We start from the raw sequence: 26,395 nt of genomic DNA on the forward strand, positions 1-26,395 counted from the left end.
CATGGTTGTTTTTTTAAAACTGTAGGGTATAAAAAATTACCTGCTGAAACAAGAAAAAAGTAGCAGAAGGCTGCTATCTTTTCTCGTACTTTTTCAGGAAAAATCAAAAAATTTTTTGTATTTTTTTTTGCTAAAGGAAGGATTATACTTGATTAAAATTGAATCGGTATTAATGAGGTGAACGCTATGGAATACGGACTATTTTCAAAAGATGCAGCGTTAAAAATAGATGTACAGCCTGGTACTATGCGTCAATGGTGCATAGCAATCGAAAAAGAAGGATATAAGTTTGAACGAAACGAGAAAGACCAACGAATATTTTATGAGCGTGACATTAAAATGTTATTTGAATTAAAGACAAAACTCAAAAAAACACGCAATCGTAATAACGCAATAAAATCTGTTGTTGAGCGTTATTTATTTGAAATGAACGCTAATAATACACCAAGCGTCCAGCAAGAAAAACGCGATAATATAGTGTTAGCTAAAGATGAATTACAAAGTATGCTTAACGATGCAGTGGAACATGGAATAAAAGAAGCTCTGGAACAGCAAAAACAATTTAACAAGGAAATATCTGAACGACTCGATCAACAAGCAAAAGCCATTAATAAACGAGATAAGGATTTATTGGAGGGAATCCGTCAATTACAGGAGTCTAAAAAACTAGAATTACAAGCAGCCGCAACGGAAGAAGAGAAAAGGAATGATAAACCTTGGTGGAAGTTCTGGAAGTAGGTTCCTCTGGTTCTGGTCTGTATCATTTCGTCCATCACAACGAACCCGCCTAACGCTGTTGCTCCTATGTAAGTCCTGTAAACAACTAATAATGAAAAAAGTACCTTGATAGACTCCCTTCAACCTTATAGAGAAGCTTTAACATAAAGAAGGCACAACGAGAAGATGAACTCTTCTTGTTGTGCCTTCTTTAGCTCAAGACTTTTGATCCTGACCGGATGTCTTTATTTCCTTATACGTTTTTTTACTCATCTTTACTTTGGGTCGGATGTGGACCTTGATCTTCAGCCATTTCAAAAGCAAAACTTTGATTAAAGCTGCGTTGTTTTTCCTGAACGGTTTGCTTTATATTCTTTACAATATAAGAATGAACAAACACTTCTGACCCTGCAAAAAGAGTGGCCGATATAATGCTTCCCCAACCAATCATTAAATAGCTGTGAAAGAAAATCGCGCCAAAAATCCAGACAATTAAATAGACTAAGAAAAAATCTACTACCACGGTGTTCATTTTTCCGATTCGCGGAAGAATGATCTGATCACCAATAAAATAAGAAATGATGGTGACTAGTAAGCTGAAGGAAACAACTTCTACAAGGGGGGCATCAAACAGCAAACCTAAGCTGATTCCAAAGATAAAAAGGCTGGCAACAAACTTAATAAACAAGACATTTACATGCTTCACTTATAAATACTCCTTTTCTTCTTAGTTTGGTCCTGCATGATGCCCCCTATACCTTCCTTACCTTGAAAAGTATTCAATGTTAGGAGCTTAGTAATAAACTTTACTTAACTCCGAGTATTTTACCCATGTGATTACAATTATCTTTAATTAAAGAACTGCCTTGGAGCTGATTTTCTCTACCTTGTTCAAATGAATTCTGGTCTAACTTAATATATTCTTTATGTTAGACGAGAAAGATAACAACACCTCTTTTAACAATAGATAGAAACTTTAGGTCAATATTATTGTCCAGCACGGTCTATGTTAAAGCTGAAATAAAACCATATACAATACAAGAAAGCCAACACTTGCTGCCCCAGAAATTATTGTCATGTTACGATGTTTCTTTTTTACTCCAATGGCGAGCGAAATAATTGAAGCAACTAAAAGCAGTGTTATGAATATTTTCATTCTTCTCCCCCTAAATTTTGAATTAACGCTAGTCTATCATAATAATATGCCGATTCGTCAAATTCACCTGCGAACTTATGGTAAATAACTTGCAGTCTGAATCCACGCTTCCCATCCTCCCTGAATTATATCCATCTTTACCTTCTAACTGCTCACGTTCCTCTTTAGTAATGGCTCATAGTCACATATTAATAAAAATGAGTATCTCATTACCTCAGAAAATGAATAAATCAAAAAAGCAGAAATCTGCTTTTTTGATCTTTTCTTCTTCGACTAACGCTCTCCTTTAGTTGAAGAAGAAATCAATATTTGAATGCAGGATTTTCTTTTATATTCAGAGGGATTTTATCTAATTCAGATGGCTGAAAGTTTGTTGTATTATAGACAAAGCGATTATCTATTCCTTTACTTTCAAATTCGTTTATTAATTCTAAACATCTAACTCCCATCTGATGTTCTTTAATCCTTAAAGCATCTCTTCTTAGTAATTCATCACCATCCACCCATAAAACAACATATAACTTCTACGTTCTTTACCTCTGTATAAATCTTATGAGAAAATTTTTCTACTTCTACTGGAAGTGCAACATAATCAATGATTACATTCTTATTCGCCTGAACAAAGTTAATACTTAAATCGGCTATGTTTTCCCAAGTTAATGGTAGTAATTCCTCGCTTTCCCACTGTTGAACGTATCCACCAATAACCATATGATTGATTAAATCACCTTCAATATATGCACTATGATCAAACTGTTCAGCAAGCCTCTTTGAAGTTGTGGATTTACCTACTCCTGCTGCTCCGTTATTTTAAGTATAATCCTTCACATCATAAATTCTCAGCATACAATTGATCAAAGCCTGTAACAATCCACCGATCCCCTTCTTGCTGTAAGAACACTTCTACTGTAATTCGATTATCCTCTCTCTGATTGTTGTTAAGATTGACTGTAGAACCAGTCATGACAACAAAGACACTTTCTTGTTGAAGAGAAGGATACATCTTCATTTCATTTATTCGATATTCCATTGAGTATTGAATTTCCCCTTCCCTTTCGGGGAAGTGTTGTTCCAACATCTCTTGAGACATGACTAACTCCGCTTCACTTCGTCTCATATCTTCATTATTCGCTCGAACGTCGTATAAAGCACAAACAAAGGACTCTATAGTCGATTGCATTTGAGTGGATTGAGCTTCTTCTGCTTCTACATCTAGTGCTTGATTAGTGTTTTCAAGTAAAAGTAAACCCCGTATCACAAAAAATAGTGATTCGGGGTTTACAGCTTGATAGTTCTATGTCGGCGAAAGGATTTAAGATATTTTTATGATTCATCCGATAATGATGGAAAAAGAATGTATCACCAAACGACAGAATTACTGTTAGAGAAGGGACCGGTTATCAAAAAGGATAGTGTTTTCACTGTTTTGATGATAATTAATTCATAATTCCAAAAAGCATACCCACTTTAAACCTTACTACATACCGTAAAATAAGGCTTTTACGATTGGGAGGCAGATTTATGTATAGACAACAAGCAAGAATACCAGGGAACTGTCCACCGGGGTTTTTGGGTCGGTACACCGTAATTCCAGGAGACACGTTCTATACCATTGCGCAGATATTCAGAGTAAGAATAGAAGCACTTGCAGTTAACAATCCCCATATTCCAAATCCTAATGTATTATTCCCCGGGGACATCCTCTGCGTTCCGGGTTTAATCCCTTACCCCTGCTGTACGTCTTTACGGCCCCGAGGGAGAGTACCATTCGGTACAGGTGGCGTAGCTTATGTGAATTTTGGTCCAAGAGGAGGTCAGGCTGTGAGCATTATGGTAACCTTACCGCAGCCTCAAGTTTTCGGTAATTTTGACAAGTTTACAGGTGAAATAATCATTCCCGGGACTGGTAGCTTTGGAAACCAGTTATTTGCTACTCCGGAAGACCCACCTACTTGGTCATCCCGAATAGAACTTCCTACCGCTGCATCCGTTACGCCAAACTCGCGTGTAGTAGTACGCCCTTATAATTCATTGGCTGGCACTTTAGGTGCTCCTGTCTTAGAAGGTATAATCCTTGCTGGAAATTGTCAATAACATTAATACAAGCAAAAAGAGCTGTCCTTCGTCATGGGTGACTAAAGAGGCAGCTCCTTGCATTTTTTTCAGAATGCACCAGGTCTCAGGAGCACTTCCCTATCGCTAATACGATTATTTTTATGAGATATAAATTCCTCAGAACTTTGCTCAAGTAAGAACGGCTGAGGGAACATAAAACCTCTATTCCCTTCTGTAGCACGTTTCACGGTTGGGCGACAGTGTTGCCTTTTTGCATTATCCTTCTTATCAGTATCCTGCTCGTTACTTCAATAAGAAAAAGAGCAGTCCCTGCTTCTTTAAGGATCGCTACCCGTTAGCTAAACAGGGTCTTTGTTATAACAATGAACAAGCATAGCGTGTAACTGACCTCTATGATGATAAACGTGAGCTAAAATTTCTAATAACCATTCATATCTTGAATATGAAACACAAGAAAGCTATATGAATTATTCAGAAGCAGAACTTCAACAAAAAATCACTTCTTTTTGGTAGTTCAAAGTTATTTAGTATTCCAGTTTTAATTTCGTTAATATCCACGTATTGCACAGATGAATAAAATTGATTCATTTCATCTTGTGTAGCACCATTTGCGATTAGTAAATCTCCTCTACATATAGTGGCTATGTGCTATAATAACTCACCAATCGAATGTTTATCAGAGGAAGGTCTTCTTAGTAAATCCCTCTCATCTAATTTGTCTATTATTTCGATAGTTTTTGTTAATGATATTTTTATTTGATTTAAAGCACTTTTACAATAATTATTCATTTTATTCCCCGCCTTATTTTCTAAATCCAGTTATTAAGTCTTACTAAATAAAAAAGCCGCATATGCAGCTTCTTGGATCTTCAACTATTGCTACCCGTTTGTGAAAAAATTACTTAGTATCCAGTGTTGGTTCCTCATTAGTTAATTCAGTATAAAAAGGATAAATCAATAGAGACAATGCCGCTAGAACAAAAATTAAAATTACAGAAATTACAGGTGAAATATTAAAAAATGCTGGAAAAATCATAAGTAGTAGGACAATAATCAACGACAGAAAAAATTTTTTTCTTGTCTTCGCATTAAGGTATTGCTTGGAATTACAAAATGGACACTTCATCCCTGTATCAAATACAAATTGACTTCTCAGAGTTTGTTTCCAACTCCAATGGCTTTTACAATTTTGACAAGTTGGCATTTATCCAGCACTCCCATCCAAAAGTTTTTAAGTATCCTGAGTTGTGTTTAATATTGAAGGATTCTCCCCAATACTTTAAGTACACCTTTTCACAAAGTCCACCGCTTTCTAATTTCATTTTAACATTTAACTTGTAAAATTAACCAATCAATATAACTTCGTATCTTATGATTTCAGGAGTTTTGTACAATTATTAAACTGTTCCTTGTCACTTTACAACTTCTGTTGTGGTTTGGGGCTGATTGATCTCCAAAATTCCTTCGCTTTAATTAAATGGTGTAAGAGTTCATAATTACATATTTCAGGAAATCCTTTATAATCGAAAAAATCTCTTTTTCTAATTGACGTGCCAAATTTATTTTATTTTCACTCCAGAAAACAAAGATCCTTTTAGAAATAATCAAGGGACAAATCAAAGGATTTTCTCTGGTGGCAGATAACGTTCTGGAAAATATCCTGGATATGATGGAGAACTCAGTTCAGTTTACATCCTAAAAGAACATCAGGAAAAAGAATAGGAAAGCTCCACCCGTACAACCAATTATTGCTGAGTTGGAAAAGATGGGGCTCGTCTCCATGCTTGTTCTAGTATTGAAAGACAATGATTCTCGACTCTTTTATGAGGAATTGGGCGTTAAAGTGATTGATAATGTTTAGCTGGAAATTTACGGAAATAATCAGAGTGAACTGGTTTATGGGTAGGATGATATAAAACAGTTAAAAGGAAATCAATAATGGGTGAACTAAAAATTCAGCACTTGTGATTCTGAGCTATAGGAATACTCATTTCGTGATACCCTCGACCAGTCTGTAAACGTAACTATTTCTAATCATGTTGATAGTCACTAAAATGCTTCTACGTTCTACTACAATTAAAATCTCTATAATATGATTACTAAAGAGGCACACCAAAAAGCGCTTGAGTGATCCAAGCGCTTTTTTTATGCCGTATTAAAGAGTTGTTTCTGCTAATGAAAAAAGAATAAATACAGCCTTTGTTTTCCTTCTTCATTCCCTTACCCACATCTAAAAGGAAGGGTTTAGATAAGGGAAATATAATACACAATCAGCCCTGTGAGTGCCAGTAAAACAGTACCCATAAAGAGTCTTTTTTTCTCAAAATGGACAAACCTCATTGAAAGGAGAGAGAGTAAACTAACGAAAAGTAGATAAGTTGGCTCTTCTGACCGGGTAAATTGGGTAGGGAGATAAAGAAGAATGATAATAGAGAATGGAATGAGCATCTTTAAAAAATTCTCCTGCTTTTTCTTCTCACCTTTCCGTCTGACAAAGAGATAGGTTATGAAGACAACGGCAACCATAATAATACTATAGCTTATTCCAGACATCGTTTAATCCCCCTGCTTTTAATTCAAATGCAAAAGCACTCTTTTCTTCCAGTAAAAAGGCTCTTTTATCATCGGTTACATTTGCCTGTTTGATTAGCTATTGTATTTCATCATATAGTGAGTAAAGAAGATTTCTTTTCAACCCTATCTTTTATTGTAGCAACACTCTGTTCAGTTGATTGGTTTGTTGTATCGATAATATTAGGTTCATAACTACCCAAATTATTAAATTGATCCCACATTTTTTCTACCAGTTCAGTGTTGGTATCTTCGTCCAATTTAGTACGATTGATTGCTCGCTTCATCGTTTCTTCTTTCGTCGCTCTTAAGATAATGTAATGTACTTCGTAGTGATCTTGTACCACTTTTAACCAAGGCTCTATGAACCAAGGACCAACAATTCCGTCTATAATCACATCGTATCCACCTCGTGCAAAACGTTTTGCAGCTTCTAAAAAGGCTTCAATAACGATCAAGTTTTGTTCTTGTGATTCTGGTAAAAATGGGGGTATTGCTCCCTTTTGAATAAAGTCATAAAAATCATCTGTATGCATATGAACCGACTTTGAAAAGCTAGACTCTTTAGCAACAATAGATGCCAATGTACTTTTACCAATCCCTGGTGAACCAGTAATGATCATAATTCTGCCTTGTTTCATCAATATTCTCCTCATTTATCGATTGTTGTACACAGTTTAAAATAACACTTATGATGCAAAATTAGGTGGCTCGATTAGTGCTTCTATCCGTTGCAAATTCATATGCTCAAATCCGTGACTTATTATGGATTCAACACCCTCAAAAGCTATACCTTTTCCCCACTGCTCTTTACTCAATTCAAAGCCAATTTCAGCACGAAAATGCTGAGATTCAATTTTATGAAAGCCGCAACTGCCAATAACAATTCCTTGCTCTTTTGAAGTAATTCCCCATCTAATACCCGTTTTGTTTTTATGTATTGATTGATACCAGGAAATCTCACTCAAAGCATCGTTTATTGATTTGAAAGGTTCTAATCCGTAATATTTCATTACTTCTTTATCAGACAGATAATTCAGAATGTCTTTCGCATCCTCTTTTGTTACTTTTCTTAATACTAATCTTTTAGTCTCAATTACGGGAAATGTATCAGTAACTTTTATGGTCATTGAAGCCGCTCCTCAATTTACTTATTTAATAAATTACTAATTCGTTTAAGGATGCAATTCCTTAGCTAATTGAAGAATTACCCCCCTTTATTTTAGCACAATTTTCCATCCTGCAGATGCAAAAAAAGAGCTGCAAAACTGCAACTCTTAGTTCAACTAACGCTCCCCTATGCAGCAGATATAATTTTTAACTTGCCTAATGATTAGGGAGTCTATTAGCATATTCGTATTATTCATCTCGACAATCGCAAGGAAATGCAAACCTACCTACAACAATTATAAGGATACGATGGGTATGGACACGGTGGGTACGGGCATGGCGGGTACGGTGGATAAGGTGGATAAGGATAATATGGTGGTCTAGGAGTTAACAAAGCCCCAGCTGCTAATCCAGTTAAAAATGGAAATCCAAAACCAAAAGGTCTGCCTATCCCAAAACCTGGTCCACCAAAACCTAAACCTGGTGAAAAACCAAAGCCTGATCCAGGACCACCCAGGCCTAGACCTGGTATAAACCTTTCGTCTGTAGACTGATAATGATGATAATTTTCATCATAATAATTTATATTCAATTCTCCATCCTCCTTTAATTGCCATTGCTCTATTTAAAAATGCAGCGGAAATATCTTCTTTCGCGACGACCGTTTATCCACTTAATTAATACCATTCTATTCACTGGTCATTTATCTATAAACTTGTACCTCACAAATTGTGTATTTACCTAGCAACCACGGGGACGGTTCTTCCGGTCGATAAGCATTTATCTCGATATGCACGGATTGAATACTAAATAATCCACGTTTTTGTGTGAGGATAATAAGGTACTTTTGGCCACAAGAACCGTCCCTCTTGCTCCCCTCTTGCTCACCTTAAATATTCAACCAAACAGGAGGAAGTTCCTCAAGTTCCTCCGTTGGGGGCTGTTGACTGCTCGGCGTATTTAAGGCAAGCTGAATGGCTGTCCCGGCATCAATCCTTCCATATCGAATCGACCCTCCGGAAACCGAACGGGTGGCAGCCCGCTGTATAGCTGCTCTGATATCTCTATGGGTTAACGCTGGGTTTGCTGCCTTAATCAATCCTGCCAGACCGCTGATAAAAGGAGCCGCTTGCGACGTTCCAGAGCTAACCCTATACCCAGACATCGGTTCTCCTGAGTCCTCAGGAAAGGTGGAGAGAATATCCTGTCCCGGCGCGGCCACCTCCACCCATGACCCATAGGTTGAGAAGGACGCCAAGTCGTTATCTTGATTTGTAGCGGCTACCGCCATGACATTTTGATATGCTGCCGGGTAATGCCTGGTATTTGATCCGCTATTTCCTGCTGCTCCAACAAGAAATATGTTTCGATTATAGGCATAATTAACTGCTCTTCTAAGCGTTTCATCACTCCTGCTAGTTCCTAAACTCATATTGATCACATCTGCCCCTTGGTTTGCGGCATGGATGATACCCTCAGCCACATCGCTTAGCATGCCGCCGCCTGAGTCTCCCAAGACTTTTATATTCAGAATATCAGCTGCATTATAACTCATTCCAGCGATCCCTTTTCCGTTGTTTGTTATGGCTGCAGCAATCCCCGCAACATGTGTTCCATGCCCATGAATGTCCTCCACGGTGGAAGAGTTTGAGAAATTTGCCTGATGAATCACTTTTCCCCTCAAGTCTTCATGGTTACGATTTACACCAGTATCAAGAATGGCAATTTTTGCTGAAACACGAGAAGTACCAACCAGCTCCCATGCTCTCTCTGCGCTAATATTCGCAAGACCCCATTGTCTTTCCAGCAAAGGGTCGTTTGTTGAAACAGCTGCCCCTTCTATTTTTACTCGCGACGAAAGATCTCCCCTATCCAAAATCGGTTCAACCTGTATTAAGTGATCCTCCTCCACAAACTGTACAGCCTTGGAGGAATCATATTTTTTAAAACAAGTTTTCAATTCATTATCTTGTACGAAAACTACATGTATGCCAATTTCCTTAATTTCTTTCACAAGTTCTGCTTTCATCTCTTTGTGCATACTCATACACCTAGACCTTTTTGTCCCAGGCTTAAAGCACACGATCAGCTTCTTCTTAGCCACGAACATCATCTCCTTTTTAATAACTCATACTAATCTATTCACACGAGAGGATATTCGAAGCGGTTGCTGTCCCAGGAAGCCTGAAATGCAGGATCCCTCCCTCAGAAAACGTCTAAAAAAAGACCCCAATCGGATTCGATTGAGAGTCTTTTGAAATTTGACAAATGAAACACACAAATTTTTTACACATAATAGGTACTGTAAATGATTGCAGGAGAAACAAGCCTAATTATTTTCCTCATTCTCAACGGTTTCAGGACCATCTTGATATATAAACACACGCGATATCATTTCATGTGTAAAATGGCATGTGTTTTAGCTTTTAATTGATTTGTTGGCAGCAAGCATCATGCTCCTTAAAAGTAAGAGACAAAACCTAATCTTTTTGAGCTGCACAGTGTCTTATAAACTTTATCACTAGACAAAATCCGGTTCGTTTGCGAATCAGCTAGATCTTTCAATGCAGTACGTATCATACGATTCTTTGAATTTGTAGCCAAATTTCTTAGCCATATGAACGGATGTTTCATTTGCCGCATCCCAACTTGGATACAATCCCTTATCTAGGCAATCTTCGATCAACGTCGCTGAAGTAATGGTTGCTAGTCCTTTCCCCCTATGATCGGGGTGTGTGGCCACTTCAATTTCAATGCCCTCATCATAAATACTATAGGACGTGGCCCCGCACACGACTTTTCCATCTTTCACAACGGCAAATCCTGTTCCTCTAGCAAGGAAATCTTCGACCGAGTCAAACTGAGAAATGAAGTCTTCAGACACTTTATGGAGTGACGGTTCGTTCGCAATCGCTTTATCGATTTTTTTCATCTCATAACCTTCGGGCAGGGGTGATATTATATTCTGGATGTGTGTGCGGTCTAGATGGTCAGGATTTTTTTCGAACCGATATCGCTGGAACTTTTCAGCAGAATCCTGATGAACCGTTTCTATCAGTTGTTTCCATTCATCCGTCTCCCCAATGACAAGAGCGAATTCAGGTAGATTTCGCACCATTTCTTCGGCTTCTTTTGTGTGAGGATCTCCTGCATAAATGACAAAAATCCCGACGATTATTTGGGCAACTGAAGGATTTTCCAGATCGTCTACCCACGCTGTTCCCAAATGTCCTTGCAGACACGAAAAAATAATCGTATCGTCCATCGATTCGAACATAGGGTTTAGCTTATTTTTCACTTGCCTATCCGCTTCATAAATCATTGGTTTCCTTCTTTCTATGTATGAATTTTTGATCATATGATTGAATTTTCGAAAAATGACACCGCTTTTATTTTAACATAAATATCCAATAGTAAAGGAAGAATATTTGATCATTAGTTTTCAAATATAATCTTGCTCTTTCCAATAATAACCTATACAGAACCTTTCAAACTGGATACATCTATTCTTAAAGGAAGTTGAAGCCACGATTACAACAACGAAGGGTCAGGAATGAATGCTCATTCCTGACCCTTGTTTGGTGAATCATGATCGTGTTCCTCATTTCAGCATAGAACCTGATTTTTGTGCATAGACTCTCTATTTATCAACATAGACCCCTAGTTTTTGTGCATAGAACCAAATCCCTGCGCCAAAAAACTTCTAATTAAAACTTCTCAGCGTCAAAATTCTGGAAGACATACTTATCATAGATCGGGAATTTTTCTTCTCCCAGTAAATGATTGATGATAATTTTATTTCGATGGACAGCTAGTCCTAGGTTCGTTGAGCCAACGCCGTGGGAGTGTGAGATCCCGCTTTGAACATAAATTTGATTAGGAATATTCATGCGCAACCGGTAATCGGGCTCCACTTCATATCTTCCTTTATCATCCCAGGCGATATAAGAGCTTAAGCTTTTAATAAACGGGGGAACATTTGGGTGATAGCCTGTTCCTACGATAACCACATCACTTTCATGGGTAAAATCGTGATTTTGTTCCCATTGGTGACAGGAGATTTCATATGTGTCTCCTTTTTCTTTAATATCGTGAACTTCTGTTAACACTTGCAAATCCACGTTCATATCTTCATTAGACACCGAGTTTTCGTATAGTAAATTGTAAATATCTGTGATCGTATGGGAGCTGATCCCTTTGTAGAGCAAGTCTTGAGACGCAAAAATTTCATCCTTTTTTTCTTGTGGGAAGCGGTAAAAATAATTGACGTAATCAGGTGAAAATTGTTCGACGGTTAACTTGGATTCTTCCATTGAAAAGAAACTCCGTGACCGTGTGATCCATGTCAGCTTATAAGGATGTTCCATACGTTCTTTTAACAATTCGCGAAAGGCTTCTGCGGAGCTTTGACCTGACCCAATAACAGTGACCGATTTTGCTTGTCTGCAGCGGTCTTGTCTGTCAAGAAATTCTGCCGTATGAAAGACATTTTCAGATGAAAATCCTTGAAAGGCTTTTGGCAATCTTGGACTACTTCCTGTACCAAGGACGAGATTTTTCGCTTGATATTGACCTATTTCTTCAGTCTCCATGTTTTGCACAGACACGACATAATGTCCTTCGTTCTCTAAGTACTCTAAATCAACCACTTTATGTCCAAAGCGGCAATTATCAAGCTCATTTTCAACCCACTGGCAATAATCATTGTATTCTCTTCGTGGAATATCCAAGCGCTGCAAAAAGTAAAAAGGGTAGAGTCGATTTTTTTGCGCTAAGTAATTCAAGAAGCTGTATTTGTTCGTCGGGTCAGCTAGGGTGACCAAGTCAGCCATAAATGGAACTTGCAGCCTTGTGCCAACGATCAACATTCCCGGATGCCAATCAAAGTGAGGTTTCTGATCAAAAAATACTGAATCGATTTCTGGAATATCCTCAAGAAGGGCGGCCAGACTTAAATTAAATGGGCCAATTCCTACTCCTACTAAATCATATACATGATTATCCAATGTAACGTTCCTCCTCAAAGCCTTCGTTATTTCTATTATTAGGTAAAAATTAAAATAGCATTCATAATCAATGGCTATGTCCTTCTAGCTAAAAAGGAATAGACTAATCTTATCAATATTCGACAAAGGGAGCAATACAATAAATGGAAAGAGGAAAGTCATGGATATAGCCGGTGGGAAAAAGCGCCCTGCAAAGGCAGGGCGCAGTTGAATGTATTTTTACTTTACTCTTCATTCCATTCCAAATAGTGCTTGAAAACATTTAATCTTTCTGTAAAAACACCGCCGTTATAATCTTTTCGTTCAGCTATATACGACCTCATTTCGGTGAAGTCTTTAACGGTTATTTTCTCTTGATTCCAATTCGTCTTCCCACTTGTTTTGGTATTTCTAAACGGGAATGCTGTTCTTTAAGCCTTGCGATATAGTCTGATACATGTATAGGGAATGGACCAGGTTTATTTAAAGAAGTATCTATTCCCATCAACATTTGTTCACTCGTGGCAACTAAGGTACCGTCATTGTTCTTCATTTCAAGTAGGATGTGTAGCCGTTTTTCATCCGAATCTAGCAATTGAAGAGTGATGTGTAATGTCTCGCCTTCTTTTACTTCCTGCAAATAACATAGATGTGTTTCCAGTGTGAACATCGTATACTGATGTTTTGCTCTTGTTTTCTCATCCAGTCCAATGACTTCAATCCAACTGTCGAGAGCTAAGCTGAAGACTTGTGCATAAGCAGCGTCATTCATATGTCCGTTGTAGTCCACCCATTGCTCCAGGCAACGATATTGAAACGTAGGAATTTCCATTGTTTGTCGTCACTCCTCACTTTTTACTTCGCAAAGCTGTGATTGGGCCAACTCAAGATGGATATTTACTTCTCTTCCGTTTCTCGAATCAACTCATTCCCTTCATCAATTGAACTAGCTGGTGCAACAAAAACTAGTGAGGATTCAAGATTCGTCCCATACACCCTCCCAGCCACATGAGTAAAATCACCCGAAGCCCAGATTTCACCTATTTGATTTCCGTCGTTTTCAAAAAAACTAGCAAAATGTTCCTCTAAATCCTCTGTAAACGGAGCATCAGGTCTATTTCCTTCATCAGAAATGATAACATCGGATAGGTAATATTCCCCTTCATCTATCGTGATCTCTCCAGTAATGGACTCTTCACCAAACATATTAGGTCTTACCTTACCAGTGATTTCTATGTCAATGAGTTCACCCGTCGAGTCATCTTCTGAATACACGAAGGCTTCATGACTCACATCAACTTGTTGAGGGGATAAATAGATAAAGAACACTATAAAAGCTAGAAACGAAAAACCGCTCGTTAACGTACTGATCATGTAGCGTTTCGATTCTTTTTCATATGCTCTTTCCATATATGCTCGAAATGCATATAAAGCACTAATGAACCCAATTGAATAGTACGCTTCGATTCTTATTTGAAAACCTAAACCGACGATAAATAAACCAATGATAAAAATCGCCAAAAAAGAAATTTCGATCCACTGATGAGCCTTATTCACTGGCTTATATAACTTAAATGGCCGTCTCTTCTCGATATGATACTTTCTGATAACGAATTTCTCCGCTACTACTGCACCTACAAGAATAAGTAGAAGGTAAAAGAATAACATTAAAACACTCCTTAACTGAAAGTGTATTTTGAACAACTGAACAGCATCTATTTAATCCACTCTCTTTTCAATTTTCCATAGATCACACGATCGTTGTTCCAATTTGGCTAACTCGTCGGTGTTCCCTGGTGAAAAGTCATTTGCCACCGCTCGCCGTTGTTTTGCCAAATAGAGCTTCGTAAAGATTGTTTCAAATCTCGTTCTCTTAAGGTCTTATAAGTTGCTAAAACAACGTCAGGTGATAGCATGTTGACTTTAAATTCCGTAACCGAAAACCGGTTATTGTGCTTTGGCGAGTTTTTATTTATGACCGAATCCAGTTGATCCTGTTTCGTATACTTTGTGCCGGAATTACCAAACTCACGAAAGTCCTCTGCTAGTAACGAGCTTAATTTCTGATAATCATACTCCATGACTTGTTTTTCAAGTAGTAAAATATGCTCTTCCAATTGCTTATCTTCCACGTCATTCACCGCCTCATTAAAATGGAACGTCATTTAACTTTATAGGGGTTTTCTTTCCTTCCTCCCAATCTTCTCTTATGACTGAATAAACGACTGCATCATCAACGGTTCCATCATCATTTTCCCATGACTTTCTTAGATACCCTTCTTTTTCGAAATGACATTTATGAAATACTTTTCTCATGGCATAATTATCGTAACGAGTGTACGATTCCAAACGAACCTTATCTTTCAAGCCTGAAAAAACGTAGTCCACAGCCCACTTCACACTTATCAAACCATACCCCTTGCTTCGAAAATAATTCGCTAATCGGACATCGTAAAGTAAGGGCATCGTATCCGATATATCACTAATAATGATGAGTCCAATCTTCTCCCCTCCCTCCTCAATCCAAAACGTCTCTTTATCGTCTTCAAACCAGCCTGATTCGTATCGCTTGGTAATTTCATCTTTTGATGGCACAGGATCAGCGTGAAATTCCCACTTGTTTAAAGTATAGAAATCTATTAATTCTTTACCTTCACCATTTAGTTTATGAAACTGAAACGTGGTCATCGATCAACTCTCCTTTTCGAAAACTCATGCATGAAAGAGTGCTTTGCATGTCTATCCATTGATCAAGAAAGATACGATCACATACCCCACTATGAGCACAATGATTAAAACACCCAACCCTTTCCAACCATGACTATTTGCTAAATCAACTAGACTACCAGACTGTGACCTCTGGGAAGCGTCCCTCATATTGCCACCAGGATTGTTATTCAATTCTTGTTGTCTCATTTTTTCTCTAGTATCAGGTTGTCTCATGCAGAGAACTCCTTTTCATTTTTCGTGAAAAAACCGCTTTAATATTTAATTATTCAGTAAATTTGATGCCCTTTTGTTCTAGACCATGGATTGAACTTCCTGCTCATCTGTCATGAAGAAATAAATTCCATCGCTTCTGAGCCATGGACATAGCCGTTTTTCTTATAATAGGAAACACTATCTTCGCTCGGCCATACGATGATAAATTCATACTTCTGTTCTTCGGCCCACTGATTTATTTCAGCAAGCAGCCTGCTTCCAACGCCTTTATTCCGATATTCTTTCACCGTAAAAACATTCGTCATATATGCAAATGGATAGGTGATTCTGCCCGGGCGAGGGACTTTCTGAATAAGCTCTATGTATATATGTGACACGATTTTACCATGCTCCTCAGCCACCCAAATAAACCACTGATCATTTTTCAAGGCATTTTCTAAAAAATCGCGACATTCCTTTTCAAATTCAACAAAAGAGGTCTCTTTTATTTGTCCTGTTTCATCATCTTCAAGAGTAAAATCCCATCTCATTTTAATTAATTGAGAAATGTCCTTTTCTTCAGCAAGTCTAATGTTCATAAGATCTCCTCCCACTTCATTTTAACATCATCTGCCATAATATGACATAGGGACCACGAATGATAAGGTCTGATAAACGAACCTCGAATTGCTTCACAATCCTACTTCCCTACGTATTTTCCCAATCACTCCCGTACTCACGAATAAAAGAAATATCCTCTTGATAATGCCTAACGTGACCCTCTTCAATCATCTTCTGAAAAGCTTGATTGCCTTCACTTGCGTTTCGTTTTATCGTTTTACATAATCCTTCTAATCTTAGGATGACTACATCTAATAGATTGGGTGGGATGTCCATTCCATAGCTATCAAAGAATAATTGAATTCGCTTCTTTACACGAGCTGCATCGGTAGCCGAATCGTAATAGATTTTCTCTTCAGATTCAGATAAATAAAATCTACTTAATGGCACACATGTATACAGCGTATAAGCGATATCCCAAATTCGGGGTCCAGGGCCAGCCACATCGAAATCGATGATACCCATTGGCTTTTTATGATTAAAAATAATGTTATAAATGGCGAAATCATTATGGCATAAAACTTCGAATGATTGAGGAGTACCGTCTAATGCCTTCCATTCACTGATGCCAGGAAAATCACTGACAGCATCATGGTATAAACGGAGCATCTTCGCGATCTCACTTAAAACTTGATCGGACCACATATAGTTTTTTAATGGATAATTCCCAGCTTCACCCTCAATATAAGAAAGGATCTCTCTCCCTTTATCATCGATTCCTAAAAACTTAGGAGCAAATTCGAAACCCTTTTTCTCCAAGTGGTTCAACAGCTGATGAACTTTAGAGCTATCAGACTTCAATTCTCTCCGAACCGTGTTACCAGATCGATAAACATCTGACACGTTGCCACCGCTTAATTTTTCTTCTTTGGAAAAATCGGACATGTTATTTCCCCCCTCAGATACTCTATTTTTTTTATGATCAGAAAAATAGAGAATACAGTTCACAATTTATCGTTATTATACCTTAGATTGGAACGACAAGAGGCGACTCCTGCGGGAAAAGCAATAGCCGGAGATCCATCGGGGTGCTCTCCCCCGATTAGCTCCGGCATTGCCCGCGGAAAGCGTCCTCTTGACGTGGAAATCAGCGACAACTCATTTCATTACCTAATAATGATGCCATAAATCCGATTGTCTCCTAACACCTTACAACTCGATTTTTCCAAAACAAAAAAAGTACCAGCACTAGGCTGGTACGAAATGTATTATGCTGACGGCATGCCGTGGACGGATTTGATTTCAAGATATTCTTCGATCCCGAAATCTCCCCATTCTCGGCCAATACCGGATTGTTTGTAGCCACCAAATGGGCCGTTGAAATCTGTTTTTGCGTCATTGATTTTAATACGTCCAGCTTTAATGTTAGAAGCGACATAACGTAATGTTTCCTCGTCTTTTCCAACGACATAGCCCGCTAGTCCGTAAACTGTATCGTTCGCCATTTCAAGGGCTTCGTCTAGGTCATCATAAGTGATAATCGTTGAGACCGGTCCGAAGATTTCTTCTTGTGCGATGACAGAGTCATTGGAGACGTCTGTGAATATGGTCGGCTTAGCGTAATAGCCTGTTTCCAACCCTTCTGGTTTACCCGTTCCGCCAGTGAGAAGAGTCGCCTCTTTTTCACCTTTTTCAATATACGATTGTACCGTGTCCCACTGGTCTTTTGATACAAGTGGTCCGGTCGCAATGCCTTCTTTACGAGGATCTCCGACTGGGAAAGTTGGCAACAAGTCGACCATCTTTTTCTCAAAATCCTCTTTCATAGACTTCGGAACAAAGACTCTCGTTCCTGCAGAACAAACTTGACCTGTGTTGGTCATAATGTTGGACAAGGCTGTTTTCGCAGCTACTTCCACATCAGCATCGTCAAGAACGATCACAGGAGATTTGCCTCCGAGCTCCAATGCCACTTTCTTAATCGTTTCTGCCGCGTTTTTCATGATATGTTCTCCGGTAGTTCCTGAACCAGTAAAGGAAACGAAATCAATATCCGGGTGGGAGCTAATGCCGTTTCCGATCACAGACCCGGAGCCATTCACAAGGTTAAATGCCCCTTTTGGCACGCCGGCTTCGTGAATGATCTCGGCCAGAATGATCGCTGCATAAGGTGTTTTTGACGCCGGCTTCAAGACGACCGGACTCCCTGCCGCTATAGCACTGGCGATTTTCGTTGATGTCTGATTGGTCGGGAAGTTCCATGGAGTAATCAGACCGCTCACGCCAACAGATTCTTTGAGTAACGTATGACCGCCTCTGTCTTCTGTAAACGAAAAGTCTTCAAGGGATTCAGCAGCTTGTTTGAAGTGACCAAGCCCCATATTATAATGGACTTCTTCTGAAACTGATAGAGGTGCTCCCAGTTCATCGGTCATCACGTCGATGAGCTCCTCTTTTCTCGCTTCATATCCTTCCACAATGTTCTTTAACCACTGAATTCGTTCCTCTTTCGTCGAGTGGGAAAAAGTTGGGAAGGCTGCTCTGGCAGCTTTCACTGCTTTATCTAAATCTTCTTCCGTACCTGAACTAATTTTACCCATGACCTCTTCTGTAGCAGGATTAATCACCTCAATCGTTTCCGATCCAGTCGATTCGATCCATTCACCATTAATATAATGTTTCAGTTCGTTTCTCATGGAAAACTCTCCTTTTTGTATATGTTGTCATTCTCTATTTTTTCCAATGTAAGCTTACAGCACTTCTATTCCCAAGAAGTTCCTATCTAAAACACTCGGCAAGGGGGGTTACTATTTTGAAGATAGACAGAGTTGGTAGCACCTTCCTACCATGATAGGTCCTGAACCGGCATTACCGCTACTTTCAAAATAAGCATAAATAAGGCGTCAACTGTTTCGGTTATCGGAGAGAAAATTGATAATAGCAATCTAATTAGTTAATTAAATATCAATGATTTTAGTTTCATACGTAAACTCTGCATGACATTTATTTTGTCATATCTCAAATAACACCGCTAATGTGAATGGAAAACAGCTATTTGTCATTATATGTTAAAATTATATTGTAGAAGATAAAGAGTTTGTGAAGAAGTGTACTTGAAGAAACGGGAAGGTTTGCTGTACAAAAGTATTTCTTTTCGTTAAATTGAAGACGGGTACAGTTAAGATGATATTCATTACCTTAACTGAACTTTTTGTTAAGTTTAGAAATTTATGCAGAGGTGATTTTTTGAAAACAAATATAATTTATAACGATTACTTTGAAAATAACAGACTTAGTGATGAATTAGTGTGGTTCTGTGAACCGAAAGAATGGTTTATAGACAAAAGTTCCTCTCAACTTGTAATACAAACAGATGAGAACACCGATTATTGGAAGAAAACACATTATGGTTTTGAAGCGGATAATGGACATTTTCTTTATAGAGAAACAAATAAAAATTTTAGATTAACTGCAAAAGTGAAGACAAAACCTAAATCAAGGTATGACCAAGCAGGGTTGATGTTAAGGTTCTCGGAAGATATATGGATAAAAACATCATTGGAATATATACCAAATGGATTAAGTAAATTGGGTGCAGTTGTTACAAATCGTGGTTATTCCGATTGGTCATCACAAAATGTAGACTATAATAATGAATATTTGTTTTTTAGGTTATCAAGAATTGGTCAAAATGTTTATGTGGACTTTTCATCAAACGGGGTTGATTGGAACCAAATACGTATTGCTCACTTGGATATCCCAGATCATTCTTTGGTTAAAGCGGGGTTATATGCTTGTAGCCCACAAGGGAAAGATCAGGAAGTAAGGTTTGATTTTATAGAAATTGAAGAACTTTCTAACGACCCTCAAGAAGCTTATTTATAAACTTTATAAAATTCCATAAACTGGTTGTCCGTTGGTGTAATTGTACTAAAGGAGAGCGTTAGTTGAAGAAGTAAAAAAAGATGAGTAAAACGCACAGATATTAATTTCTGTGCGTTTTAGTGTATTAATTATAAGGTTGATTGTCCTGAAATTTCACGTTGAATTACATTGTTATGATGCCTGTGAATTCTATTTTTCTCTCCCAAATCGAAACCCGTTAGTCTCCAAAAAGGTTGTTAACAACCTTTTTGGAGACCTTCTTCATTCTTTGATCAAGTCACTTACTTTCTTCGCCACGACATCTCTCGTTACAGATCCGACGATATGATCAACGACAATGCCGTTTTCATCGATAATCACGGTTTCTGGTTGGCCAATAACACCGTAGCGCTGGGAGACGTGGAGGTCAAAATCAAACACATATGTTTTATCAGTAAAGCCTGTTTTTTCGATGAATCTCTCGACTGCTCGTTTGGATTCTGATTTAACGATCGTAAATACTTGAACATCCCCGTCATATTCTTCCGTAAATTGCATCATTTCTGGTGCTTGTGCTTCACAAGGCTTACACCACGTGGAGAAGAAATTTAATACGACTGGTTTTCCTTCGAAGTCCGATAGCTGGTACATCTCTCCCGAATAGTCTTCCAGTTGAAAATCATATGAGGGATCACCTATGCCAACTGTATCTCCTTGGACTCGCAGACCAAGGACAAAGGTAATCAATATTCCAATCACAAACAACCCAGTAAACCCTTGGATCCATTTTGCCTTATTCATAGAACCTCCCCCCTCTCTCCGTTCCACCGGGATTAGTCTTCTTTCATTTCACGAATAAACTGCAATTCTTTCATCGCATCATGTTGTCTTTTTCCAATCGTCCACACGTACCCCGCAATGAACAACCAAATAATCGAATAAGCTGCAAATAAATACGTCATAACCTTCTCTCCTCCTTAGGAAATCATTTTTTCTTGTTCTTTTGCCTTCATCTTCTTCACTTGTAATTTCAGTTTTTCTACGTATAACCCTTTTTGTAAAAGGATGAAATAAATAAGCATGAGTGTAAAAACGGAGAAGATGAGTGTAAACAGCATGCTAGGTTCTAGACCGCCGCCTGCACTTTCTCCTTCAGACATAACCACAGGGTGTAAATTAGACTCCCACCAGCGAATTGACATATACACGATCGGTACATTCGCAAAACCAATGATTCCAAAAACAGCCGCTAATCTAGCCCGTTTCTGCCATTCCATGTCTAGATTGCGAATCATAATATAAGCGATATACATGAAAAGCAAAATCAGCGTCGTCGTTAACCTTGGCTCCCATGTCCACCATGTATTCCAAGCGGATCTGGCCCAAATAGGCCCTGTTGTTAGAACAATCGCCGTGAAAATGACACCTATTTCCCCACTTACTCCAGCAATTAAGTCATAGCTCCGTTTTTTTGTAAATAAATAAAGCAAACTAAAGACAAAAACGATAAAAAAAGCAAAAAATGCGTTCCACGCCGAAGCGACATGAAAGTAAAAGATTTTTTGGACAGGCCCCATCATCCTTTCAATAGGGGTCCAGATAAATACGAGATACATGGCTACTAGCGTCATTGGAACCGCAATTGCCAGCAATACTTTGTGAAGTTTTGATGGGACAATTCCTGTTAGTTCACTCTGTTCGTTTGTCATCTCTTACACCTCCAGCACATGTTCAAATAATAGAAATCCTACAACAAAGAAAATCACATCATACGCAGCCATTAACTGCATCCAACTTAAGGCTGCGGACACTCCTTCTTGATCGACTAACACAATTCTTGTCGCCTGCACAGCCGCAATTACAACGGGTGTCACGAGGGGGAAAAGTAAAATCGGCAAGAGCATTTCGCTACTTTTAGAATGTGTTGCTAACGCCGCTAACAGGGTTCCGACAGCGATAAAACCGAATGTTCCTAAGAAGACAATCATTACAAAATAAATAAGCCCAACACCACTAATAACTTGAAAGTCAAATAATAAAAACAAAAGTGGAACGGAGATGATTTGAACGAGCAGGACAAAGATCAAGTTAGCCAGACACTTCCCTAAATAAATAGCTGAAGGATCAACAGGTGCAACCATCAATCCATGTAAATGGTCGTTCTGTTTCTCTTGCGTAAACGATCGATTCAACCCAAGAATCCCTGAAAAAATCGTTATCACCCAAATCATCCCTGGAACTAGTGCTGAAACAGCTTGGTTGGACGGGTCAAACGCAAAGCTAAACGTGACAATCACTAACCCAGAAAATATCAGCATCGTGGTAATCGTTTGTTTCGTTTTCCATTCCGCATAGAGGTCTTTTCGAGCTATGGCCATCGCAGGAGCAAAAAGGTGCTTCATGATGACAACGCCTCTCCTTCATACAGCGAATGAATCCAACTGACCGGCCGCCCTCGGATGCATTCATCTTCGGCAATCTTCCCTTTTCGGAGGATCACCGCTCGATCACAAATCGCATTTATTTGTGGAAAGTCATGAGTTACCATGATGATTGTCACACCTTCTGCCTTTAAATCGAGGAGGAGTCGGTTAAATAATGAAACGGCTTGCTGATCCAATCCGGTGTGAGGTTCATCTAATAACAACACATCAGGTTCATGAAGGATCGCTCTCGCAATAGCAAGTCTCTGAATCATTCCTCTTGAAAAGGAACGTATAGGCTCATGTTTGAAAAACGACAAGCCCACGTCATCAATTAATTGATGAATCCGTTTATCTGGTGACTTAAGTTGATATAGTTTCGCAAAAAATTGAAGGTTTTCAACAGGAGAGAAGGCCTCATAGAGAAAGCTTTGATGGCCTAAATAGCCCAACCTTTGTTGCTGGGAATAATCGTCTTTTTTTCGTGGAACACCGTCTAGTAACACGTCACCATTAGACTGTTTTAGAAGGCCGGCAACGATTTTCAACCATGTACTTTTTCCTGCCCCATTTGTTCCTAATATGGCCACAGACTCTCCTTGATTGATGCGAAGATTTACCCCGCGAAGGATCATTTTTTCTCCTATCGTTTTTGTGATTCCTATTGTTTCAATCATCTTGATCCCCCGCTTTCGGTATGTCTAAATGTTTAACGCATTTCTTATTTTTAAACTTAGGTCAAAAACTGATTTAATTGCTTTTTCACTTTGTGCAAATACGCTTTATAGGCTTCTGTTTTCTTCTGATAATCCATTTCGTTCAGCTCGCCTTTGTCATAGGCTTCCTCTAGTTCTAGTAGTTTCTTGAGTGTCATGTTTTTCTTTGACATTAAATCTCGGAACGTTTTTTCTTCCTCGGTGGATGTCCACTTTGATTCTTCGTCTCGATGCTTTCGTTTCACATAGATAAAATAACTTACGCCAAAGATGATAATGATTGCTAGCAAAGCTGTCACCAAGTGCGGTTCGAACCTTGTTAAAGGAGAGCTATACCACATGTTCATGTGGCCTTGCGGATGGAGGGATGGGGTGTAACTGGAAACACCTGCCACAATGAACGAATCTAACATTGTCTACTCCCCCTTTCGCAGCTTCCTCAATTCAGCTAATTCTTTGTCAATTTCAGCCTCAATCGACGAATCTTTCGTCTCATCACCATTTTTTTGTTCGTCTGTTTTCCTTTCAAAAGAATAAGCATCCTCTTTTAATTTTTTCGCGGCAATCCGCTCGTATTGGTTTTTCAATGATTGATAATCTTTCTCTGGCAACTTGCCCATGTTATATTCCATTTCAAGCTCATTAATCGTTGCATAGGCTTGCTCAAGCGTCAGATCGTCTAGATCGTCTTTTAGCTCATCGGTTCGCCACCGTTGTTTCTTACCTGAGAGAAACGGCTGAATAACAAGGTAGAGACATAGACCGACAATCAGTGTGCTTACGATATATCCCACGGTCATCACACCTTAAAAATGTTTTTTTCGTTCTTCGTCAATGAGGGAATGGAGAATTTCCCTTTCTGTTTCATCCTCTAACTCATCGGTTGGGTCGGGTTTCATTAACTGTTTCGACTTTCGAACCCATTTACGAATCAAATAAATGATTCCACCGCCAGCACCTGCTAGTAAAACAAACGGTGTCACCCATGCCGTTAAGCTAAATCCGCTTTTTTCCGGTGCCGTCAATATCACTTCTCCGTACATTGAGACGTAGTGCTCTTTAATGTCATTTTTGTCATAGCCATCCTCATTCATCATTTCAAGAATTTCTGTCTTGAACTGCTCGTTTAAGCCGCAACCTTCCATATTGCATTCGAAATGATCTTGACCGCAGCCGCATAAACACATAAACTGGGACGTATTTTCACGAAATTCAGGTGAATTACGATCGTAATTTCCTTGTGCCATAGCAGGTACAGTGACAATCAACATGAGGACCATTATGATAAGCAACCGACCAATCATGGCTAATGCACCTTCCTTTCAGGTCCGGCATATCTAGGTGAGACTTGACCGTATCGTCCTCCCCATATAGCGAATATCGCTCCGATAATGAGAACATAGCTGCCTATCCAAATCCATTTGACCAATGGGTTAACCTTCACTTGAAAGGTTGCTCTCTGATCTTCTTCCCAAGCACTTAACACAACGTATAAATCTTCACGAAGGGTGCTTCGAACAGCCACTTCGGTTGATGGTTCTTCCCAGTTCAAGTAAAACATTCGCTCTGGTTGGATATATCCTAAGTTTTCACCGTCTTGTTCTAGTAGTAAGCTTGCATAAACCACATCGTTTACACCATCGCTTCGTTGATCCAGAGCTTCATACGTTAACGTATAGCGATCAATTTCCATCGACTCTCCGATGCGGAGTGTTTCCATCCGTTCTATATCAAAGTTAGATCCGACAATCCCGAAAGCAATCAGTGCGATCCCTAAGTGAACAATGTAACCACCATACCTTCTGCGGCTTCGAACCATCAGTCTGACAAGAGCTACAGGATAAGCTTCTTTCGTTACTTTTCTTCTCGCTTTCGTCCCACGAATAAATTCGACGAGGTGAGTTAATACCATGAACGAAATGATCGCAAAGGCAATGACGGGGTAAGCATCTCTTATCCCCATAGCTACAACGACACCTGCAATCACCAAACTAATGATGGCTGGAATGAGAAAGTTGTCACGGATATTTTTCAAGCTGGACCGTTGCCAAGCAATAAGCGGGCAAATCGCCATAATGAATAATAGTGCTAATAAAATTGGTGACATGACCGTATTAAAAAATGGTACACCTACTGTCACTTTGGTTCCGGTCACTGCTTCGCTCACTAGGGGGAAAACCGTTCCCCAAAACACAGCAAATGTGGCTCCTAATATAATCAAATTATTCACTAAAAATGAACTTTCTTTTGATACAAACGATTCAAATTGTCCCGTATCTTGTTTAATTAAATGATAACGACTCATCAACACATACATGGATAAAAGGACCATGAACGCCATAAATACAAGGAAATAGGCTCCTAAATTCGTTTCGCCAAAAGCATGCACTGAGGTGAGTACACCACTACGGACAAGAAACGTTCCAAACAGGGTTAACGAGTAAGAAAGGATGATCAAACTTAAGTTCCAAATTTTCAACATGTTTTTCCGTTCCTGAATCATTACCGAGTGGAGATAAGCAGTCACAGTTAGCCATGGCATGAATGAGGCATTTTCCACCGGATCCCATGCCCAGTAACCTCCCCACCCCAGTTCCATGTAAGCCCAATATCCACCGATCACATTCCCTAGTGTCAGAAATCCCCAAGCAATAATGGTCCATCTTCGCGTCATTTGAATCCAAAAGGCGTCCATGTTTTTCACAATTAATGAGGCGATCGCAAAAGCAAACGGGACTGCTAGACCTACATAACCTAAGTAAAGAGTCACTGGATGGAAGATCATCCCTGGATCTTGTAACATCGGATTTAATCCTCTTCCTTCTGGAGGAATACCGTCCATCAACGTAAATGGTTGGGTGACAAAACTTAAAATAAGATAAAAGAAAATCACGTTGAGCATGAGAATACTAACAATGTATGGCGTCATCGGGTTCCGTTTCATTTTTTTAGAAAAGGCAACCATGGCGCTATACATGGCGAGGAAAAAGGTCCATAACAAGAGCGAACCAGCGTTTCCTGCCCAAAGTGCGGCCAATTTATAGATAATCGGTAAATCTGTACTACTGTATTGATAAACGTACTGGAACTGAAGTTGGCTTGATCCTAGCAAATAAAACATGAGTGTCATAGAAATACTCGCTAAGATAAAAATCCCCATCGTTGCTCCCTTACCGCTGTCGATCAATCGCTGATCCTGTTTTTTGATCCCAAGAACAAACGCAATAAATGCATAAATAGAGAGAAGAAGAGCCAAATAAATGGAGACGTTTCCGATCATGTGCATGGTGCTCA

33 protein-coding genes are annotated in these 26,395 nt (G+C 39.0%); 3 read left to right on the plus strand and 30 right to left on the minus strand.

Annotation, left to right across the window (positions count from 1 at the left end; all coding sequences use genetic code 11):
- Positions 1 to 186: 186 nt before the first annotated feature.
- A complete protein-coding gene (locus CR194_RS09340) occupies positions 187 to 738 on the plus strand; it encodes a hypothetical protein (protein ID WP_110609406.1) in 552 nt (183 codons plus the stop codon).
- 244 nt (positions 739 to 982) lie between these two features.
- Here CR194_RS09340 and CR194_RS09345 read toward each other — a convergent pair whose 3' ends face one another.
- The 5 genes from CR194_RS09345 to CR194_RS09355 all read right to left on the minus strand — a co-directional run bounded on the left by CR194_RS09345 (position 983) and on the right by CR194_RS09355 (position 3,131).
- On the minus strand, positions 983 to 1,423 hold the full coding sequence (locus CR194_RS09345) for a YndM family protein (RefSeq protein WP_110609407.1): 441 nt from the start codon (positions 1,421 to 1,423) through the stop codon (positions 983 to 985).
- Positions 1,424 to 1,726: 303 nt separating this feature from the next.
- Complete coding sequence (locus tag CR194_RS20260) at positions 1,727 to 1,873, minus strand: hypothetical protein (RefSeq protein ID WP_157812050.1); 147 nt, start codon at positions 1,871 to 1,873, stop codon at positions 1,727 to 1,729.
- 302 nt (positions 1,874 to 2,175) lie between these two features.
- Complete coding sequence (locus tag CR194_RS20540; protein ID WP_233254295.1) at positions 2,176 to 2,376, minus strand: hypothetical protein; 201 nt, start codon at positions 2,374 to 2,376, stop codon at positions 2,176 to 2,178.
- Positions 2,366 to 2,584 (minus strand): hypothetical protein, encoded by a 219-nt coding sequence (locus CR194_RS20545; protein ID WP_233254296.1) that lies wholly within the window; start codon positions 2,582 to 2,584, stop codon positions 2,366 to 2,368. Before CR194_RS20545 ends, CR194_RS20540 begins: the two co-directional genes overlap by 11 nt.
- A gap of 118 nt (positions 2,585 to 2,702) precedes the next feature.
- Positions 2,703 to 3,131: a MerR type regulator gene (locus CR194_RS09355; protein WP_233254297.1), complete on the minus strand. Its 429-nt coding sequence runs from the start codon at positions 3,129 to 3,131 to the stop codon at positions 2,703 to 2,705.
- A gap of 263 nt (positions 3,132 to 3,394) precedes the next feature.
- Here CR194_RS09355 and CR194_RS09360 point away from each other — a divergent pair, with 263 nt between their 5' ends.
- Positions 3,395 to 3,967 (plus strand): LysM peptidoglycan-binding domain-containing protein, encoded by a 573-nt coding sequence (locus tag CR194_RS09360; RefSeq protein WP_110609408.1) that lies wholly within the window; start codon positions 3,395 to 3,397, stop codon positions 3,965 to 3,967.
- 880 nt (positions 3,968 to 4,847) lie between these two features.
- Here CR194_RS09360 and CR194_RS20855 read toward each other — a convergent pair.
- The 16 genes from CR194_RS20855 to CR194_RS09445 form a co-directional block, all read right to left on the minus strand.
- Positions 4,848 to 5,153 (minus strand): TIGR04104 family putative zinc finger protein, encoded by a 306-nt coding sequence (locus CR194_RS20855; protein ID WP_110609409.1) that lies wholly within the window; start codon positions 5,151 to 5,153, stop codon positions 4,848 to 4,850.
- Positions 5,154 to 6,193: 1,040 nt separating this feature from the next.
- Positions 6,194 to 6,502 carry a hypothetical protein gene (locus tag CR194_RS09375; RefSeq protein ID WP_110609410.1) on the minus strand — a complete coding sequence of 103 codons (309 nt, stop codon included), beginning with the start codon at positions 6,500 to 6,502 and terminating at the stop codon, positions 6,194 to 6,196.
- Positions 6,503 to 6,612: 110 nt separating this feature from the next.
- Positions 6,613 to 7,161 (minus strand): AAA family ATPase, encoded by a 549-nt coding sequence (locus CR194_RS09380; RefSeq protein ID WP_110609411.1) that lies wholly within the window; start codon positions 7,159 to 7,161, stop codon positions 6,613 to 6,615.
- Positions 7,162 to 7,209: 48 nt separating this feature from the next.
- Positions 7,210 to 7,650 (minus strand): GNAT family N-acetyltransferase, encoded by a 441-nt coding sequence (locus CR194_RS09385; RefSeq protein WP_110609412.1) that lies wholly within the window; start codon positions 7,648 to 7,650, stop codon positions 7,210 to 7,212.
- 263 nt (positions 7,651 to 7,913) lie between these two features.
- Positions 7,914 to 8,222 carry a spore coat protein gene (locus tag CR194_RS20700; protein WP_269845708.1) on the minus strand — a complete coding sequence of 103 codons (309 nt, stop codon included), beginning with the start codon at positions 8,220 to 8,222 and terminating at the stop codon, positions 7,914 to 7,916.
- A gap of 297 nt (positions 8,223 to 8,519) precedes the next feature.
- Positions 8,520 to 9,734, minus strand: a complete 1,215-nt coding sequence (locus tag CR194_RS09395; RefSeq protein WP_158282222.1) for a S8 family peptidase — start codon at positions 9,732 to 9,734, stop codon at positions 8,520 to 8,522.
- A 444-nt stretch (positions 9,735 to 10,178) separates the two neighbouring features.
- The gene (locus CR194_RS09400; RefSeq protein WP_110609414.1) at positions 10,179 to 10,952 is read right to left on the minus strand and encodes a GNAT family N-acetyltransferase; all 774 of its coding nucleotides are present in this window, start codon (positions 10,950 to 10,952) and stop codon (positions 10,179 to 10,181) included.
- A 385-nt stretch (positions 10,953 to 11,337) separates the two neighbouring features.
- A complete protein-coding gene (locus tag CR194_RS09405; protein ID WP_110609415.1) occupies positions 11,338 to 12,636 on the minus strand; it encodes a lysine N(6)-hydroxylase/L-ornithine N(5)-oxygenase family protein in 1,299 nt (432 codons plus the stop codon).
- 343 nt (positions 12,637 to 12,979) lie between these two features.
- Complete coding sequence (locus tag CR194_RS09410) at positions 12,980 to 13,447, minus strand: thioesterase family protein (protein ID WP_110609416.1); 468 nt, start codon at positions 13,445 to 13,447, stop codon at positions 12,980 to 12,982.
- A gap of 65 nt (positions 13,448 to 13,512) precedes the next feature.
- A complete protein-coding gene (locus tag CR194_RS09415; RefSeq protein WP_110609417.1) occupies positions 13,513 to 14,283 on the minus strand; it encodes a DUF4181 domain-containing protein in 771 nt (256 codons plus the stop codon).
- A 107-nt stretch (positions 14,284 to 14,390) separates the two neighbouring features.
- Entirely contained in the window at positions 14,391 to 14,780 is a 390-nt protein-coding gene (locus CR194_RS09420; RefSeq protein ID WP_110609418.1) for a nuclear transport factor 2 family protein, read from the minus strand.
- A complete protein-coding gene (locus CR194_RS09425) occupies positions 14,764 to 15,303 on the minus strand; it encodes a GNAT family N-acetyltransferase (RefSeq protein ID WP_110609419.1) in 540 nt (179 codons plus the stop codon). The genes CR194_RS09420 and CR194_RS09425 overlap by 17 nt, the downstream gene beginning before the upstream one ends.
- A 51-nt stretch (positions 15,304 to 15,354) precedes the next feature.
- Positions 15,355 to 15,558 carry a DUF6366 family protein gene (locus CR194_RS09430; RefSeq protein ID WP_110609420.1) on the minus strand — a complete coding sequence of 68 codons (204 nt, stop codon included), beginning with the start codon at positions 15,556 to 15,558 and terminating at the stop codon, positions 15,355 to 15,357.
- 110 nt (positions 15,559 to 15,668) lie between these two features.
- Positions 15,669 to 16,136 carry a GNAT family N-acetyltransferase gene (locus CR194_RS09435; protein ID WP_110609421.1) on the minus strand — a complete coding sequence of 156 codons (468 nt, stop codon included), beginning with the start codon at positions 16,134 to 16,136 and terminating at the stop codon, positions 15,669 to 15,671.
- Between the two features lie 109 nt (positions 16,137 to 16,245).
- Entirely contained in the window at positions 16,246 to 17,043 is a 798-nt protein-coding gene (locus tag CR194_RS09440) for a phosphotransferase (protein WP_110609422.1), read from the minus strand.
- A gap of 323 nt (positions 17,044 to 17,366) precedes the next feature.
- Positions 17,367 to 18,794: an aldehyde dehydrogenase family protein gene (locus tag CR194_RS09445; protein ID WP_110609423.1), complete on the minus strand. Its 1,428-nt coding sequence runs from the start codon at positions 18,792 to 18,794 to the stop codon at positions 17,367 to 17,369.
- A 466-nt stretch (positions 18,795 to 19,260) separates the two neighbouring features.
- Here CR194_RS09445 and CR194_RS09450 point away from each other — a divergent pair, with 466 nt between their 5' ends.
- Positions 19,261 to 19,983 carry a DUF1349 domain-containing protein gene (locus tag CR194_RS09450; RefSeq protein ID WP_233254298.1) on the plus strand — a complete coding sequence of 241 codons (723 nt, stop codon included), beginning with the start codon at positions 19,261 to 19,263 and terminating at the stop codon, positions 19,981 to 19,983.
- 261 nt (positions 19,984 to 20,244) lie between these two features.
- Here CR194_RS09450 and CR194_RS09455 read toward each other — a convergent pair whose 3' ends face one another.
- Genes CR194_RS09455 through CR194_RS09495 form a run of 9 tightly spaced genes read right to left on the minus strand, consistent with a single transcriptional unit; the run spans position 20,245 to position 26,381 of the window.
- Complete coding sequence (locus CR194_RS09455; protein ID WP_110609425.1) at positions 20,245 to 20,763, minus strand: TlpA family protein disulfide reductase; 519 nt, start codon at positions 20,761 to 20,763, stop codon at positions 20,245 to 20,247.
- A 32-nt stretch (positions 20,764 to 20,795) separates the two neighbouring features.
- Positions 20,796 to 20,924, minus strand: a complete 129-nt coding sequence (locus tag CR194_RS09460) for a CcmD family protein (protein ID WP_110609426.1) — start codon at positions 20,922 to 20,924, stop codon at positions 20,796 to 20,798.
- Between the two features lie 15 nt (positions 20,925 to 20,939).
- On the minus strand, positions 20,940 to 21,671 hold the full coding sequence (locus tag CR194_RS09465; protein ID WP_110609427.1) for a cytochrome c biogenesis protein: 732 nt from the start codon (positions 21,669 to 21,671) through the stop codon (positions 20,940 to 20,942).
- A gap of 3 nt (positions 21,672 to 21,674) precedes the next feature.
- A complete protein-coding gene (locus CR194_RS09470; RefSeq protein ID WP_110609428.1) occupies positions 21,675 to 22,364 on the minus strand; it encodes a heme exporter protein CcmB in 690 nt (229 codons plus the stop codon).
- Positions 22,361 to 23,062 (minus strand): heme ABC exporter ATP-binding protein CcmA, encoded by a 702-nt coding sequence (gene ccmA, locus CR194_RS09475; protein ID WP_110609429.1) that lies wholly within the window; start codon positions 23,060 to 23,062, stop codon positions 22,361 to 22,363. The genes CR194_RS09470 and ccmA overlap by 4 nt, the downstream gene beginning before the upstream one ends.
- 56 nt (positions 23,063 to 23,118) lie before the next feature.
- On the minus strand, positions 23,119 to 23,514 hold the full coding sequence (locus CR194_RS09480; protein WP_110609430.1) for a hypothetical protein: 396 nt from the start codon (positions 23,512 to 23,514) through the stop codon (positions 23,119 to 23,121).
- A gap of 3 nt (positions 23,515 to 23,517) precedes the next feature.
- Positions 23,518 to 23,895: a hypothetical protein gene (locus tag CR194_RS09485; protein WP_110609431.1), complete on the minus strand. Its 378-nt coding sequence runs from the start codon at positions 23,893 to 23,895 to the stop codon at positions 23,518 to 23,520.
- Positions 23,896 to 23,907: 12 nt separating this feature from the next.
- The gene (locus tag CR194_RS09490; protein WP_110609432.1) at positions 23,908 to 24,405 is read right to left on the minus strand and encodes a cytochrome c-type biogenesis protein; all 498 of its coding nucleotides are present in this window, start codon (positions 24,403 to 24,405) and stop codon (positions 23,908 to 23,910) included.
- Positions 24,406 to 24,407: 2 nt separating this feature from the next.
- The gene (locus CR194_RS09495) at positions 24,408 to 26,381 is read right to left on the minus strand and encodes a heme lyase CcmF/NrfE family subunit (RefSeq protein WP_332888666.1); all 1,974 of its coding nucleotides are present in this window, start codon (positions 26,379 to 26,381) and stop codon (positions 24,408 to 24,410) included.
- Between the last annotated feature and the right edge of the window lie 14 nt (positions 26,382 to 26,395).

Origin of the sequence: Salipaludibacillus keqinensis (assembly GCF_003226325.1) — a bacterium.
Classification (GTDB): Bacteria; Bacillota; Bacilli; order Bacillales; family Salisediminibacteriaceae; genus Salipaludibacillus; species Salipaludibacillus keqinensis.

Excerpts from the sequence above, each read along its gene's own strand:
- CR194_RS09465 (WP_110609427.1), bottom strand. The coding sequence starts at position 21,671 with ATGACAAACGAACAGAGTGAACTAACAGGAATTGTCCCATCAAAACTT.
- CR194_RS09375 (WP_110609410.1), bottom strand. The coding sequence starts at position 6,502 with ATGTCTGGAATAAGCTATAGTATTATTATGGTTGCCGTTGTCTTCATA.
- CR194_RS09470 (WP_110609428.1), bottom strand. The coding sequence starts at position 22,364 with ATGAAGCACCTTTTTGCTCCTGCGATGGCCATAGCTCGAAAAGACCTC.
- CR194_RS09340 (WP_110609406.1), top strand. The coding sequence starts at position 187 with ATGGAATACGGACTATTTTCAAAAGATGCAGCGTTAAAAATAGATGTA.
- CR194_RS09400 (WP_110609414.1), bottom strand. The coding sequence starts at position 10,952 with ATGATTTATGAAGCGGATAGGCAAGTGAAAAATAAGCTAAACCCTATG.
- CR194_RS09445 (WP_110609423.1), bottom strand. The coding sequence starts at position 18,794 with ATGAGAAACGAACTGAAACATTATATTAATGGTGAATGGATCGAATCG.
- CR194_RS20855 (WP_110609409.1), bottom strand. The coding sequence starts at position 5,153 with ATGCCAACTTGTCAAAATTGTAAAAGCCATTGGAGTTGGAAACAAACT.
- CR194_RS09430 (WP_110609420.1), bottom strand. The coding sequence starts at position 15,558 with ATGAGACAACCTGATACTAGAGAAAAAATGAGACAACAAGAATTGAAT.
- CR194_RS20260 (WP_157812050.1), bottom strand. The coding sequence starts at position 1,873 with ATGAAAATATTCATAACACTGCTTTTAGTTGCTTCAATTATTTCGCTC.
- CR194_RS09490 (WP_110609432.1), bottom strand. The coding sequence starts at position 24,405 with ATGATTGGTCGGTTGCTTATCATAATGGTCCTCATGTTGATTGTCACT.
- CR194_RS09460 (WP_110609426.1), bottom strand. The coding sequence starts at position 20,924 with ATGACGTATTTATTTGCAGCTTATTCGATTATTTGGTTGTTCATTGCG.
- CR194_RS09410 (WP_110609416.1), bottom strand. The coding sequence starts at position 13,447 with ATGGAAATTCCTACGTTTCAATATCGTTGCCTGGAGCAATGGGTGGAC.
- CR194_RS09455 (WP_110609425.1), bottom strand. The coding sequence starts at position 20,763 with ATGAATAAGGCAAAATGGATCCAAGGGTTTACTGGGTTGTTTGTGATT.
- CR194_RS09435 (WP_110609421.1), bottom strand. The coding sequence starts at position 16,136 with ATGAACATTAGACTTGCTGAAGAAAAGGACATTTCTCAATTAATTAAA.
- CR194_RS09415 (WP_110609417.1), bottom strand. The coding sequence starts at position 14,283 with ATGTTATTCTTTTACCTTCTACTTATTCTTGTAGGTGCAGTAGTAGCG.
- CR194_RS09495 (WP_332888666.1), bottom strand. The coding sequence starts at position 26,381 with ATGATCGGAAACGTCTCCATTTATTTGGCTCTTCTTCTCTCTATTTAT.
- CR194_RS20545 (WP_233254296.1), bottom strand. The coding sequence starts at position 2,584 with ATGGTTATTGGTGGATACGTTCAACAGTGGGAAAGCGAGGAATTACTA.
- CR194_RS09380 (WP_110609411.1), bottom strand. The coding sequence starts at position 7,161 with ATGAAACAAGGCAGAATTATGATCATTACTGGTTCACCAGGGATTGGT.
- CR194_RS09420 (WP_110609418.1), bottom strand. The coding sequence starts at position 14,780 with ATGACGTTCCATTTTAATGAGGCGGTGAATGACGTGGAAGATAAGCAA.
- CR194_RS09440 (WP_110609422.1), bottom strand. The coding sequence starts at position 17,043 with ATGTCCGATTTTTCCAAAGAAGAAAAATTAAGCGGTGGCAACGTGTCA.
- CR194_RS09385 (WP_110609412.1), bottom strand. The coding sequence starts at position 7,650 with ATGACCATAAAAGTTACTGATACATTTCCCGTAATTGAGACTAAAAGA.
- ccmA (WP_110609429.1), bottom strand. The coding sequence starts at position 23,062 with ATGATTGAAACAATAGGAATCACAAAAACGATAGGAGAAAAAATGATC.
- CR194_RS09360 (WP_110609408.1), top strand. The coding sequence starts at position 3,395 with ATGTATAGACAACAAGCAAGAATACCAGGGAACTGTCCACCGGGGTTT.
- CR194_RS09480 (WP_110609430.1), bottom strand. The coding sequence starts at position 23,514 with ATGTTAGATTCGTTCATTGTGGCAGGTGTTTCCAGTTACACCCCATCC.
- CR194_RS09425 (WP_110609419.1), bottom strand. The coding sequence starts at position 15,303 with ATGACCACGTTTCAGTTTCATAAACTAAATGGTGAAGGTAAAGAATTA.